Below are 13,138 nucleotides of genomic sequence, written 5' to 3'. Positions count from 1 at the left end.
TATCAGGTGCGCTACCCGGCACCTGACGGGATGGACCGACCAGCACCGTTCACCTTCGCCACCAAGGGCGAGGCGGACCGCTGGCTGGTGCTCAAAGAGGCGGAGATCCAGCGCGGAGAATGGATGAACCCGGACGGCGGCATGATCTCGTTCGAGGTCTTCGCGACCCAATGGATCGATGACCGGGTGATCAAGAGGACCACGGAGGGGCTCTATCGAAGTCTCCTCAAGAATCACCTCATGCCGACCTTCGGCAAGCGGCAGATCGGCGAGATCAAGGACGCGGACGTCCGGCAGTGGCGCAAGGAACGCCTCGGCGCGGTGGGACAGTCCACGGTGGCCAAGGCGTACCAGCTCCTCAAGTCGATCATGAACACGGCGGTGGCCGACGAGCTGATCCGGCGCAACCCCTGCCGGATCAAGGGGGCGTCTGTCCCTGACACTCCGGAGCGGCCGGCGATCCCGCTGGCCAAGGTGCTGGAGATCGCCGACGCCGTACCCGAGCGATACCGGGCGCTCGTGCTCCTTGGCACCTTCACCAGCCTCCGGTGGGGCGAACTGGCCGGGCTCCGCCGTAAGAACCTCGACCTGGACGCGGCCGTTGTCCGTGTCGTCGGCACACTGGCCGAACTGAACGGCGGCAAGCTCGTAGACGACACGCCCAAGTCCCGGGCCGGTCGTCGGGTGGTGGCCATCCCTCCGGAGATCCTCCCCGACCTTCGGAGGCATCTGGAGCGGTACGCCGAACCAGGAGAGAACGGCCACGTCTTCATCGGCCCCAAGGGCGGCCTGCTGCGGCGCTCGGCCTTCCGGCGCATCTGGAACAAGGTTCAGATCAAGGTGGGGCTGCCCGATCTTCACTTCCACGACCTCCGGCACGCGGGAAACACCCTCGCCGCGTCCACAGGGGCGAGCCTGCGGGAGCTGATGACCCGTATGGGCCACTCCTCCACGCGAGCGGCGCTGATCTACCAGCACGCGACACAGGACCGTGACCAGGCCATCGCGCAGGCGCTCGGCCAAGCGTTGAAGGGGGCACGGAAGGAGCACGGAAAAAAGGCATCGGGCACGCAACGGGCACGAAAGATCAAGAAGAAATAGCGGAGATCACAAAGGCCAGGTCGCCTCATGGGGCTGACCTGGCCTTTTGCCTGTGGAGCGGACGACGGGAATCGAACCCGCGTAGCTAGTTTGGAAGACTAGGGCTCTACCATTGAGCTACGTCCGCGCGAACCGGTCGAACTCTGGTCTAGACTTCATCCGGTCGTCAGGGCGTAAGCGTACCGGAGTCCCGGAGCGCATGCGCACTCGGCGAGGCGGGGCGTGGCGCAGCTTGGCAGCGCGCTTGCTTTGGGAGCAAGAAGTCGCAGGTTCAAATCCTGTCGCCCCGACCAGCTCAAAGGCCCTTTCCCAACCGGGAAAGGGCCTTCTGCTTCGATTGCGGCTTTTTTCGCGTGAACGGAGGCGTCAGCCCGTCAGCGTGAGCGGGTTGACCAGGTCGGCGTAGACGAGCAGGCCGGCCATGATCATCATGACGAACGCAATCGCGTACGTCAGCGGCAGCACCTTCGCGATGTCCACGTACGCGGGCTCCGGCCGCCGCATGATCTTGGCGTACGCCCGCTTGACGCCCTCCCACAGCCCGCCGGCGACGTGGCCGCCGTCGAGCGGCAGCAGCGGGATGAGGTTGAACAGGCCGATCGCCAGGTTGAACCCGGCCAGCAGGTTGACGAAGATGGCGATCTTCTTCTCGTTGGACAGGTCGGAGGCGAGGATCTCGCCGCCCATGCGGCCCGCGCCGACCACGCCCACCGGGCCCTCGGGGTCGCGTGCCTCGCCGGAGAAGGCCGCCTGCCAGACGCCGACCATCTTCTGCGGCAGATTGACGATCGAGCCCGCCACCCGGCCCGTCAGCTCGCCCATGTAGCCGAGGACCTGGCCGATGCTCTGCTGCTGCATGACCTCGGTGGGCAGCACGCCGAGGAAGCCGACGTTCTTGTCGATCTTCTTCGGGTCCTGGAGGTTGGGGCGGTCCTGGGCGATGAGCGTGACGTTGAGCGTCATGGGCTTGCCGTCGCGGACGATGCCGAGCGCGACCGGACCGGGTCCGTGGGAGCGGATCAGGCGGGTGGCGTCCTCCCAGGAGACGATCTTCTGGCCGTCGAAGGCGACCATGCGGTCGCCGGGCTTCATGCCCGCCTGGGCGGCGGGGGTGGGCTTGTCGGTGGACTTGCACGTGGTGCGGTGCTCCGAGATCGGGATCACGCACGTGTCGGTCTCGGGCGACACGACCGGCGCCCAGGTGGGCAGGCCGATGCCGACCAGCAGGATGCTGAAGAAGATGAACGCGAGCACGAAGTTCATCGCCGGGCCGCCGGACATGATGATGACCTTCTGCCACCACTTCTTCCGGTAGAAGACCCGGTCCTCGTCGCCGGGGCGCACCTCCTCCTGCGCGGCCTCGCGCGCCGAGTCGATGAGGCCCTGGAACGGCCCCGTGGAGGTGCTCCGGAGCTTGGCCGGGTCGTCGCCCGGGCGCGGCGGCAGCATGCCGATCATGCGGATGTAGCCGCCGAACGGGATCCACTTGATGCCGTACTCGGTCTCGCCCTTCCGCCGCGACCAGGCCGTCGAGCCGAAGCCGACCATGTACTGGGTCACCTTGACGCCGAAGATCTTGGCCGGCACGAGGTGGCCGATCTCGTGCAACGCGATGGAGAACATCAGCCCGAGGAGAAAGAGGATGATCCCCACGATGTAGAGCCAGTTCATCTATGCGCGCTCCGTAGCCGACGACAGGGGTGGACGAACCGTCCGACAGCCCCAGAGTAGTCGAACGAGCCCTGCTCCACGGCTTGCGTGCCATTTAGAGAGGATTGACAGCCCGCTATCAAACAATCACTCTGAGTTACGACGGAGGGGGACGTCTTGATTCGGATACTGATAGCCGAGCACCTGCCCTTGGTCCGGCGCGGCCTGCTCGCCACGTTGAGCGCCGAGCCCGATCTGCGCGTCGTCGCCGAGGTCGGGTGCCCAGAGGAGGCGGTGCGGGCCGCGCTGGCGTGCGGGCCGGACGTGGCGGTCGTCGACCTCGACCTGCCGGGGCTGCCCGTGGCCGTCCAGTTGGCCGAGCAGGCGCCGCGCTGCGGGGTGCTGATGCTGTCGGCCCAGCCCAACCCCGGCCAGGTGCGCAAGGCGCTGTCCGGGCCGGCGCTGGGGTTCATGAGCCTGTGCGTACGGCCGGAGCGCCTGGCCGAGGGGGTGCGCCAGGTCGCGGAGGGCCGCCGGGCCATCGAGGCGGAGCTGGCCGTGGCCGCGTTCCAATGCGCGACGAACCCGCTGACCCGGCGGGAGCTCGACGTGCTGCGGATCGCCGCGGGCGGGGCGCGCTCCACGGAGATCGCCGATCAGCTCTTCCTGTCGGTGGGCACTGTGCGTAACCATCTGTCGCGGATCATGTGCAAGACGGGCGCCCGCAACCGTCTCGACGCCGTACGCATCGCGAGCGACTCCGGGTGGATCTGAGACGGGTCCGGTGGAGCCGCGCCGCTCCGCCGGGCCCGAACCCCTAGAGGATCTCAGCACCGCGAGCACGCTGCCAGTGAGCGCCATCACGACCGCCCCGTGTGAAACGTCACCGGGCGGGAGCGGCCTAGGGCCGCCAGATCAGCACGAGCGCGCAGTCGTCGTTGTGACCCGAGGCCATGGCGTTGACCAGGGCCCTGGCGCCGTCGCGGAAGCCGGACGGCAGCAGCCGCTCCGCCTCGCCGAGCAGCCGGTCGAGGCCGGCGTCGATGTCGCGCCCCGGCTGCTCGATCAGCCCGTCGGTGTAGAGCAGCAGCGCGTCGCCCTTGCGCAGGGTGCCGCTGTCGGGCTCGCAGTGCAGGTCGGGGACGACGCCGAGCACCACGCCCTTGGCCGAGGCCACCTGCCAGTTTCCGGTGCCCGCGTCGAACTTCACCACCGGCGGGTGACCGGCCGAGGTGATCGTGTAGTCGCCGGTGTCGAGGTCGAGGCGTACGTGCACCGCGGTCACGAAGCCTTCGTCGCCCCGCTGCCGGTGCAGGTAGGTGTTGCACGCGGGCAGGAAGTCCTCGACCGAGCCGAGCAGCCCGCCGAACGTGCCCGACAGCAGCAGCGCCCTGGTGCCCGCGTCGACGCCTTTGCCGGACACGTCGACCAGCGCGATCTCGACGGAGTTGCCGTCGCGCATGGAGACCAGGAAGTCGCCGCCGAACGAGGACCCGCCCGCCTGCTTGAGCACGACCTTGCCGCCCCAGTCCTTGGGCAGCGCGGGCAGCTCGCCCTGGCTCTTGAGCCGGTCGCGCAGCTCCAGCAGCATCGCGTCGCCGCGCAGCCCCTGAACGCCCAGCTTGCCCCTGGTGCGCGCCATGAGCACGGCCAGCACCGTGGTGAACCCGATCGTCACCATGAGCCCCAGACCGACACGGCCCACGCCCAGCGTGATCGCGATGTAGCCGAGCGCGACCCCGACCCCCACCAGCAGCTTGACCAGGCTGCCCAGGCGGAGCTGGAGCCCGCCGACCAGGGTGACCAGGATGAGCAGCGACGGCGAGAACCATTCGGTCGACACCTTCGCCGCCAGGAACCCGATGACGAGCGCGAGCGCCGTCAGCGCGACGAGCAGATTGCGGTCGCGGGCCAGCGGGCCACGCCGGACGAACCGCACGGCAGCCACCAGAAACGGCACCCGCACCAAGACCGCGCGGACCCGTGGCGGGATCAGCGGCGCCGGACGGGTACTCATGATGCGCCTGACTGTATCGGTCTGACCCGTGTTTGGGCAGCCCACTTGACCAAGGCCTTGATCATTAAGCACGTATATTGGGTGGCCGTCCCCCTTTGCCCGCTCCTACCGTGGACAGATGACGTATCCGATCCGTCCGATTGACGAGTCCGAGTGGCCGGTCTACTTCTCGGTCCTCGAAGAGGCGTTCGGCTGGACGCCCCACCCCCAGCAACGGGACCGGTTCAAGGCGGAGACCGAGTTCGATCGCACACTGGCGGCCTTCGACGGCGAGGTCATCGCGGGGGTCACCGCCGCCCTGAGCTTCACCATGACCGTCCCCGGCGGCCGGCTCCCCGTCGCGGGCGTGACGAGCGTCGGCGTGCTCCCCTCGCACCGCCGCCGCGGCATCCTTTCCGCGCTGATGCGCCGCCAGCTCGCCGACGTCCGCGAGCGCGGCGAGAGCGTCGCCGCCCTCTACGCCTCCGAACCCGCCATTTACGGCCGGTACGGGTACGGCAAGGCCGCGCAGGAGCTGTCGTTCCGCATCAGCAAGACCGGCTCGGCCTTCGTCAGGAACGCCCCGGTGGACCCGTCGCTGAGGATCAGGGTGGCCACCCCCGCCGACGTCCGCGCCGAGCTGGAGCGGGTGTTCGCCTCCGTCGTGACCCGGCACCCGGGACGCTTCGAGCGCCTGCCGCACGCCTGGGACGCGGTGCTGGCCGACGAGGAGTTCGACCAGCGCGGCAACGGGCCGCTGCGCTCGGTGCTCGCCGAGGACGACGGCGGCGTGCGCGGCTACGCGCTGTTCCGCATCAAGGGGTCCTGGGACGCCAACGGCATCCCCGACGGGGAGCTGAAGCTGCAGGAGCTGGAGGCGACCGATCCGGCGGCCTACGCCCTGCTCTGGCGCAGCGTCCTGGACCGCGACCTCGTCTCCAAGGTCGAGGCGGGCGGCAGGCCCGCGGACGACCCGCTGATCGCGCTGATCGCCGACCAGCGCCAGCTCCGCGCGACCTGGGCCGACGAGCTGTGGGTTCGCGTGGTCGAGGTCGACAAGGCGCTGACCGCCCGCGCCTACTCGGCGCCGGTGGACGTGGTGATCGAGGTCGAGGACGACGTGTGCCCGTGGAACGCCCGCCGCTGGAGGCTGACCGCCGACCCGACCGGCGCCGAGTGCAAGCCGGCCGAGGAGGAGCCGGACGTGACGCTGCCGGTGGTCGCGCTCGGTTCGGCGTACATGGGCGACGGCCTGCTCGTGGAGTCGATGGAGGCGGGCCTGCTGCGCGAGCACTCCCGCGGCTCGGTGCGCGCGCTGGCCACCGCGATGTCGTGGAGCCCGAAACCGTGGTGCGGCCACGTCTTCTGACGGCCCCGGCCCCGGCTCCGACGGCGTAAGGTCGAGGGCATGGCATTGCAGAGCCTGCAGATCACCGCGACCGTCGCCATGCGCGCCCGCGACGTGTCGAAACCGTCGAAGGAGCAGCAGGAGGCCGCCGACCGGCGGCCTCTGCGCGACGAGATGCCCAGGCGCGACGTCAAGCGCAAGGGCTGAGGGCTAGGGCAGCGAGGGCAGCTGGCCGATCGTCTCGTACGTGGTCAGCTGCGCGATGCGCCTGCTGTGGCGCTCGCTGCCGGAGAACGCCGTGCCCAGGAAGACCTCCACGAACCTGGTGGCGTCTTCCACGGAGTGCATGCGCGCGCCGACGCTGATCACATTGGCGTTGTTGTGCTCGCGGGCCAGGCTGGCCGTCTCCTCGCTCCAGGCCAGCGCGGAGCGGATGCCGCGTACCTTGTTGGCGGCGATCTGCTCGCCGTTGCCGGAGCCGCCGATGACCACCCCCAGGCTGCCGGGGTCGCCCGCGACGCCCTCGGCGGCGCGCAGCACGAACGCGGGATAGTCGTCCTCGGCGTCGTAGACGAAGGGACCGCAGTCGGTCACCTCGTGACCGTGGTCCTTCAGCCAGGACACGAGGTGGTTCTTGAGCTCATAGCCGGCATGGTCGGCACCGATGTAGACACGCACCCGCCCAGTCTTCCACAGCCCCCGCCGGTGGGCCGCGCTGGCTAGAGTAAGGACCCCTACCGTTGTCCAGTCCTTACGAAAGTAGAAATCCATGCGTGAGATCCGCGTCATCGGCGATCCGGTCCTGCGCACGCCCGCCGAGCCCGTGACGGATTTCGACCGCGAGCTGCGCCGGCTGATCGACGAGATGTTCCAGTCGATGTACGCGGTCCACGGCGTGGGCCTGGCCGGCCCGCAGATCGGCGTGTCGCGCCGGCTGTTCGTGTACGACATCGCCGGGCGCAAGGGCCACGTGATCAACCCGGTGCTGACCGTCGACGACCTGGAGGAGGTGACGGACGAGGAGGGGTGCCTGTCCGTGCCCGACCGGCAGACGCGGGTGCCGATCTACGCCCCGGTGGCGCGGGCCGCGGGTGTGACCGTCGAGGGGATCGACCGGCTGCAGCGCCCGGTACGGATCAAGGCCCGCGGATCGCTGGCGCGCTGCTTCCAGCACGAGACCGAGCATCTCGACGGCAAGCTGTACGTCGATCGCCTGCCGCGAAACGAGGCCCGCACGATCATGCTCAGAGCATAGGTTGGGCGCATGAGCATACTTTCCGGGAAAGGTGCGTTGGTCACAGGAGGATCCAGGGGCATCGGCAAGGCCATCGTGGAGCGGCTGACCGCCGACGGGGCGGAGGTCGTCTTCTGCTACGAGCGTTCGGCCGAGGCCGCGGAGCAGGTCGCCAAGGAGACGGGCGCGCACGCCGTACAGGCGGATCTGGGCAGCAAGGAGGATCTGGCGCGGCTGTTCGGCGCGGCCGAGTCGCGGCTGCCCGGGCTCGACATCCTGGTCAACAACGCCGCCGCCGTGCTCGGGCAGAAGCCCATGGCGGAGATCACGGACGAGGAGTACGAGCGGGTGTTCGCGGTCAACACCCGGGCGGTCTACCTGGCCATGCAGTGGGCCGCGCGGGTGATGCGCGACGGCGGGCGCATCGTCAACATCTCCACGCTCAACACCCAGGTGCCCGCTCCCGCCCTGACGCTCTACTGCGGCAGCAAGGGGGCCGTCGAGCAGTTCGCCAAGGTGGCGGCGCGGGAGCTGGGCGGGCGCGGGATCACCGTCAACGTGGTCTCGTCCGGCGCCACCGACACCGACATGCTGCGGGGCGCCAATCCGCCGGAGGCGCTGGAGCGGACCGCGGCGATGACGGCGCTGCAGCGGCTCGGGCAGCCCGGCGACATCGCCTCCGTGGTCGCCTTCCTGGCGGGACCGGACGGGCGCTGGATCACCGGGCAGAACCTGAACGCCACGGGTGGCCTGCTCGTCTGACCCGACCCCTTCACCTCGGCGCCGCCCCTCGCTCAGGGGCGGCGCCGACCTGGCGGACACCGGCGACACGCCGCGCACGGCCGATGGCGGGCACGGCGCGAACGGACGGCGCGGGGCCGTTACAGCTGCATGGCCTTGGTCTCGAGGTATTCCTCCAGCCCCTGCTCCCCCAGCTCGCGCCCCACCCCCGACTGCTTGTAGCCGCCGAACGGGGCCAGCGGGTTGAAGCGGCCGCCGTTGATGGCCACCTGCCCCGTGCGCAGCCGCCGGGCGACCGCGACCGCGCGGTCCTCACTGGCGGCCCAGACCGCTCCGGCCAGGCCGTACTTCGTGTCGTTGGCGATCGCGACGGCGTTGTCCTCGCTCGTGTACGGGATCAGCGACAGCACCGGCCCGAAGATCTCCTCCTGCTCGATCGTCATCCCCGGCTCCACCCCCGCGAACACGGTGGGCTCCACGTAGTAGCCCCGCTCGTGGGGCCGCTCGGTGCCGCCGGTCACCAGCCTGGCGCCCTCCTCCTGGCCCCGGTTGATGTAGCGGACCACGCGGTCGCGCTGGACGGCGGAGACCAGGGGGCCGATCCTGGTGGACTCGTCGAAGGGGTCGCCGACGGTGTAGCCGCGCGCCGCCGCGACGGCCAGGCGGACGGCCTCGTCGTACTGGTCGCGGTGGACGATCATCCGGGTCCACGCCGAGCAGGTCTGGCCGGCGTTGACGAAGCAGTTGGCGACGCCGACCTTGACGGCCAGCGCCAGGTCGGCGTCGGGGAGGATGATGTTCGCCGACTTGCCCCCGAGCTCCAACGCGACCCGCTTGACGGACTCGGCGGCGAGCGAGGCCACCCTGCGCCCGGCGGCGGTCGAGCCGGTGAAGGAGACCATGTCCACCTCGGGGTGGGCGGCCATGGCCTCGCCGACGACCGGGCCGCGCCCGCTGACCAGGTTGAACACGCCCGCCGGCAGGCCCACCTCGGCGAAGATCTCCGCCAGCGCGTACGCCGCCAGCGGCGCCACCTCGCTCGGCTTGAGCACCACGGTGCAGCCGGCGGCCAGCGCGGGCGCCACCTTGCAGACGATCTGGTGCAGCGGGTAGTTCCACGGCGTGATCGCGGCCACCACCCCGACGGGCTCCTTGACCACCATCGAGTTGCCCACGCGTGACTCGCGGGGATGGCTCTCGGCCAGCCGCGCGTAGGAGGACAGCACGCCCGCCGGCATCAGCGTCTGCACCTTGCGCGCGAAGCCCAGCGGCGCTCCCATGTCGGTGGCGATCGTCTTGGCGATCTCCTCGGAGCGCTGCTTCAGCAGCTCGGCGGCGTCGGCGAGCAGCTTGCCGCGCTCCGAGGCGGCCGTTTCCGACCAGCCGGGGAAGGCCTTTCGAGCGGCGCCCGCGGCCGCCTCGACGTCGTCGGGAGACCCCGCGGGCACGCGGTCGACGATCTCTTCCGTGGCCGGGTTGACGACGTCGATGAACCCGTCCGACGCCGAAGCGGTCCAGGAGCCGCCGATGTACAGCTGACGCATAGCCACCATCCTGTCAGCACCTCAGATGGCGGTGGGAGTCTCATCCTGAGGCGGGGATAAGTCTTCTCCACCGCAAGCTGCGTTCTTCCGTCAGCGTACGACGATTGGCCCCCCGAGAATGAGAGGGTTAGTCGAATTCGGGCCGCTTTGTGCGGCTGCGCTTGAGCTCGAAGAAGTCCTCGAAGGAGGTGACGGCGAGCACGCCGTCCCAGAGCCGGCCCGCTTCCTCACCCCTGATGATCTTGGTGATCACCGGGCCGAAGAAGGCGTTGGCGCCGACCCGGATGACCGGGGTGCCGACCTCCTGGCCGACGAGGTCGATGCCCTCGTTGTGGGAGGTGCGGATGGCCTCGTCCCATTCGTCGGAGTCGATGGCCTCGATGAGCTCCTTCTCGATCCCCGTCGCCTCGAGCGCGCCCGCGATGACCTCGCGCAGACGCTCCGGCTCCTTGCTCAGGCCCTGGTTGTGCAGGCGGGTGCCGAGTTCGGTGTAGAGCGGCCCGAGGATCTGGTCGCCGTGCTTGGCGGCCGCGGCGGCCACCACCCGGACGGTGCCCCTGGCCCGCTCGGTCGACTTGCGGTACTCATCCGGGATGTCCTTGTCCACGTTGAGGACGTAGAGGGACATGATGCGCCAGCGAGGCTCGATGGGACGGACCTTCTCGACTTCGAGAAGCCATCGTGACGTGACCCATGCGAAGGGACAGGCAGGATCGAACCACAGATCCACGGGAATCTTTTCGCTCATGTGGACCCGTAACCTGAGGTGGATCGAGTCCTATTCCCAGCGTGACACGATTCCGACAAACTTCGATGAAGTGGTGAAAAGGAGCGCAACTTGGCAGGCAACCTGACCCGGGACGAGGCTCGTGAGCGCGCCCGGTTGCTGAAGGTGGAGTCGTACGAGGTCGCACTCGACCTGACCGAGGGGGACGAGCGCTTCGAGAGCGTCACGACGACCCGCTTCACCAGCGCCAGGCCAGGCGCGTCCACCTTCATCGACCTGCACGGCGCCCATGTGCGCAAGGTGACGCTCAACGGCGTGGACCTCGACGTGTCCGCCTATGACGAGGAGAAGGGCCGCTTCCCGCTCCCGTCGCTGGCCGAGTCGAACGAGCTTCGCGTGGACGCCGACTGCAGCTACATGCGCACCGGCGAGGGCCTGCACCGATTCGTCGACCCGGTGGACAAGAAGGTCTACCTGCACAGCCAGTTCGAGACGGCCGACGCGCACCGCATGTACGCCTGTTTCGACCAGCCCGACCTCAAGGCCACCTTCCAGCTCACCGTGCTGGCCCCGGCCGACTGGGAGGTCGTCTCCAACGCCGCCGCCTCGGCGGTCGAGGAGCTGGCGGAGCAAGGCGGCAAGCACGGGGCGGTGGCCCCGGCCAGGCGGTGGGAGTTCCCGCCCACGGCGGCCATCTCGACGTACATCACCGCGCTGGTGGCGGGGCCGTACCACAAGGTGACCTCGGAGCACGACGGCATCCCGCTGGGCATCTACTGCCGGGCCTCGCTGGCCGAGCACCTCGACCCCGACAACATCCTCGAGGTCACCAGGCAGGGCTTCGACTTCTTCCACAAGGTGTTCGGGGTGCGCTACCCGTTCGGGAAGTACGACCAGTGCTTCGTGCCCGAGTTCAACGCCGGCGCCATGGAGAACGCGGGCTGCGTGACGTTCCTGGAGGACTACGTCTTCCGCTCCCGCGTCACCGACGCGGTGGTCGAGCGGCGCGCCGAGACGATCCTGCACGAGATGGCGCACATGTGGTTCGGCGACCTGGTCACCATGCGCTGGTGGGACGACCTGTGGCTGAACGAGTCGTTCGCCACCTACATGTCCGTCCTGGCGCAGGCCGAGGCGACCAGGTGGGGCAAGGGCGCGTGGACCACGTTCGCGAACGTGGAGAAGGCCTGGGCCTACCGCCAGGACCAGCTCCCCTCGACCCACCCCATCGCCGCTGACATCCCGGACATGCAGGCGGTCGAGGTCAACTTCGACGGCATCACGTACGCCAAGGGCGCCTCGGTGCTCAAGCAGCTCGTGGCCTACGTCGGCCTGGACAACTTCCTGGCCGGCGTGCGCGACTACTTCGCCGAGCACGCCTGGGGCAACACCGAGCTGAAGGACCTGCTCAACGCCCTGGAGCGGACCTCGGGCCGCGACCTGTCGTCCTGGTCGAAGGAGTGGCTGGAGACGTCCTGGGTGAACACGCTGCGGCCCGCGTTCGAGGTGTCCGGCGGCCGGTTCACCGGCTTCGAGGTGGTGCAGGAGGCGCCCGCCGAACACCCGACGCTGCGCTCGCACCGGGTCGCGATCGGCCTGTACTCGCTGGTGGACGGCGAGCTGAAGCGGACCAAGCGGGTCGAGCTGGACGTGGTCGGCCCTCGTACGAGTGTGGCCCAGCTGGTCGGCGAGGAGCAGCCGGACCTGGTGCTGCTCAACGACGACGACCTCACCTACGCCAAGATCCGCCTCGACGATCGCTCGATGCGGACGCTGGTCGACGGCGGCATCGCGGCGTTCACCGAGTCGCTGCCGCGGGCCCTGTGCTGGTCGGCGGCCTGGGACATGACCCGTGACGGCGAGATGGCCACGCGCGACTACGTCAGGCTCGTCATCTCCGGCGCCGCCACGCTCAAGGACATCACGGTCCTGCAGGCGGTGCTGCGGCAGGCGCGCATGGCCGTCCAGCAGTACGCGGACCCGGCCTGGCGGGCCGAGGGCCTGTCGCTGCTGGCCGCGGAGCTGCGCGAGCGGCTCGCCCAGGCCGCGCCGGGCTCCGACCACCAGCTAGCGTTCCTGCAGGCGTTCGGGCCGGTGGCCACCTCCGGCGCTGACCTCGACCTGCTGCAGCGCATCCTCGACGGCTCCGAGGTGCCCGAGGGCCTGAGCGTGGACGCCGACCTGCGCTGGTCGCTCGTGCACGCGCTGGTCACCGGCGGGCGGCTGGGCGAGGCCGACATCGACGCCGAGCTTGAGCGGGACCCTACGGCCACGGGTGAGCGGTCGGCGGCGCAGTGCCGGGCCGCGATCCCGACCGCCGAGGCCAAGGCGGCCGCCTGGGAGCGGGTCGTGGGCGGCAAGCTGGCCAACCACATCGCGCGTACGACGATCGCCGGGTTCCAGGACGCGCACCACCCCGAGCTGCTGGCGCCGTACCGGGAGAAGTACTTCGCCGAAGTGGGGCGGATCTACCGGGAGTGGACGTTCGACCAGGCGTCGAACTTCGCGGTGGGGTGCTTCCCCGCGCTGCTCATCGAGCCGGAGACGGTGCGGGCGGCGCAGGACTACCTGGCGGCCGAGCAGCCGCCGCAGGCGCTGCGGCGGCTGATCCTGGAGGGCGCCGACGGCGTCAGCCGCGCGCTGCGCAACCGGGAGAAGGACGCCGAGTCCGCCTGAAGCACCGAAAGGACCCCCGCCACACGGCGGGGGTCCTTTCGTGTGTCCGGGGGTTGACAGCCGCCCGCACCGAGGGGGATATTTCGGGACTAACTTTACTTCTGAAGAAAGTCCCCTATCG

General features: G+C 69.6%; 12 protein-coding genes and 2 tRNA genes. 8 read left to right on the top strand and 6 right to left on the bottom strand.

The window, feature by feature from the left end; translation table 11 throughout:
* The first annotated feature begins 30 nt into the window (after positions 1–30).
* Positions 31–1,101, top strand: a complete 1,071-nt coding sequence (locus ACIBQ1_RS58030; RefSeq protein ID WP_397291851.1) for a tyrosine-type recombinase/integrase — start codon at positions 31–33, stop codon at positions 1,099–1,101.
* Between the two features lie 53 nt (positions 1,102–1,154).
* Here the strand turns inward: ACIBQ1_RS58030 and ACIBQ1_RS58025 are convergent.
* Positions 1,155–1,228: transfer RNA gene (locus tag ACIBQ1_RS58025), tRNA-Gly, on the bottom strand.
* Between the two features lie 89 nt (positions 1,229–1,317).
* Here ACIBQ1_RS58025 and ACIBQ1_RS58020 point away from each other — a divergent pair.
* Positions 1,318–1,394: transfer RNA gene (locus tag ACIBQ1_RS58020), tRNA-Pro, on the top strand.
* Positions 1,395–1,467: 73 nt separating this feature from the next.
* On the opposite strand, the gene ACIBQ1_RS58015 is transcribed toward ACIBQ1_RS58020, so the two are convergent.
* Positions 1,468–2,772, bottom strand: a complete 1,305-nt coding sequence (locus ACIBQ1_RS58015; protein ID WP_397291850.1) for a M50 family metallopeptidase — start codon at positions 2,770–2,772, stop codon at positions 1,468–1,470.
* A 156-nt stretch (positions 2,773–2,928) separates the two neighbouring features.
* On the opposite strand from ACIBQ1_RS58015, the gene ACIBQ1_RS58010 reads away from it, so the two are divergent.
* A complete protein-coding gene (locus ACIBQ1_RS58010) occupies positions 2,929–3,525 on the top strand; it encodes a response regulator transcription factor (RefSeq protein WP_397291849.1) in 597 nt (198 codons plus the stop codon).
* 127 nt (positions 3,526–3,652) lie between these two features.
* Here ACIBQ1_RS58010 and ACIBQ1_RS58005 read toward each other — a convergent pair whose 3' ends face one another.
* Positions 3,653–4,768 (bottom strand): PP2C family protein-serine/threonine phosphatase, encoded by a 1,116-nt coding sequence (locus ACIBQ1_RS58005; protein ID WP_355373467.1) that lies wholly within the window; start codon positions 4,766–4,768, stop codon positions 3,653–3,655.
* A gap of 118 nt (positions 4,769–4,886) precedes the next feature.
* On the opposite strand from ACIBQ1_RS58005, the gene ACIBQ1_RS58000 reads away from it, so the two are divergent.
* Positions 4,887–6,116, top strand: coding sequence for a GNAT family N-acetyltransferase (locus tag ACIBQ1_RS58000; protein ID WP_397291847.1), 1,230 nt, complete (start codon positions 4,887–4,889; stop codon positions 6,114–6,116).
* A gap of 39 nt (positions 6,117–6,155) precedes the next feature.
* The gene (locus ACIBQ1_RS57995) at positions 6,156–6,302 is read left to right on the top strand and encodes a hypothetical protein (RefSeq protein ID WP_397291846.1); all 147 of its coding nucleotides are present in this window, start codon (positions 6,156–6,158) and stop codon (positions 6,300–6,302) included.
* Positions 6,303–6,305: 3 nt separating this feature from the next.
* Here the strand turns inward: ACIBQ1_RS57995 and ACIBQ1_RS57990 are convergent, their stop codons facing one another.
* On the bottom strand, positions 6,306–6,773 hold the full coding sequence (locus ACIBQ1_RS57990) for a ribose-5-phosphate isomerase (protein ID WP_397291845.1): 468 nt from the start codon (positions 6,771–6,773) through the stop codon (positions 6,306–6,308).
* Positions 6,774–6,864: 91 nt separating this feature from the next.
* Between ACIBQ1_RS57990 and def the strand changes: the two genes are divergently transcribed.
* Positions 6,865–7,350 (top strand): peptide deformylase, encoded by a 486-nt coding sequence (gene def / locus ACIBQ1_RS57985; RefSeq protein WP_397291843.1) that lies wholly within the window; start codon positions 6,865–6,867, stop codon positions 7,348–7,350.
* A 36-nt stretch (positions 7,351–7,386) separates the two neighbouring features.
* Positions 7,387–8,091: an SDR family oxidoreductase gene (locus tag ACIBQ1_RS57980; protein WP_397291841.1), complete on the top strand. Its 705-nt coding sequence runs from the start codon at positions 7,387–7,389 to the stop codon at positions 8,089–8,091.
* 119 nt (positions 8,092–8,210) lie between these two features.
* On the opposite strand, the gene ACIBQ1_RS57975 is transcribed toward ACIBQ1_RS57980, so the two are convergent.
* Positions 8,211–9,614 (bottom strand): aldehyde dehydrogenase family protein, encoded by a 1,404-nt coding sequence (locus tag ACIBQ1_RS57975; RefSeq protein ID WP_397291839.1) that lies wholly within the window; start codon positions 9,612–9,614, stop codon positions 8,211–8,213.
* 127 nt (positions 9,615–9,741) lie between these two features.
* Entirely contained in the window at positions 9,742–10,362 is a 621-nt protein-coding gene (locus ACIBQ1_RS57970; RefSeq protein WP_397291837.1) for a disulfide bond formation protein DsbA, read from the bottom strand.
* A gap of 90 nt (positions 10,363–10,452) precedes the next feature.
* Between ACIBQ1_RS57970 and pepN the strand changes: the two genes are divergently transcribed.
* Entirely contained in the window at positions 10,453–13,017 is a 2,565-nt protein-coding gene (gene pepN / locus ACIBQ1_RS57965; protein WP_397291836.1) for an aminopeptidase N, read from the top strand.
* The last annotated feature ends 121 nt before the right edge of the window (positions 13,018–13,138 follow it).

Origin of the sequence: Nonomuraea sp. NPDC050153 (assembly GCF_044460125.1) — a bacterium.
In the GTDB taxonomy this organism is placed as follows: Bacteria; Actinomycetota; Actinomycetes; order Streptosporangiales; family Streptosporangiaceae; genus Nonomuraea.
Note: the sequence above shows the minus strand (reverse complement) of the source record. Positions and strands in the feature narration are given on the sequence as shown.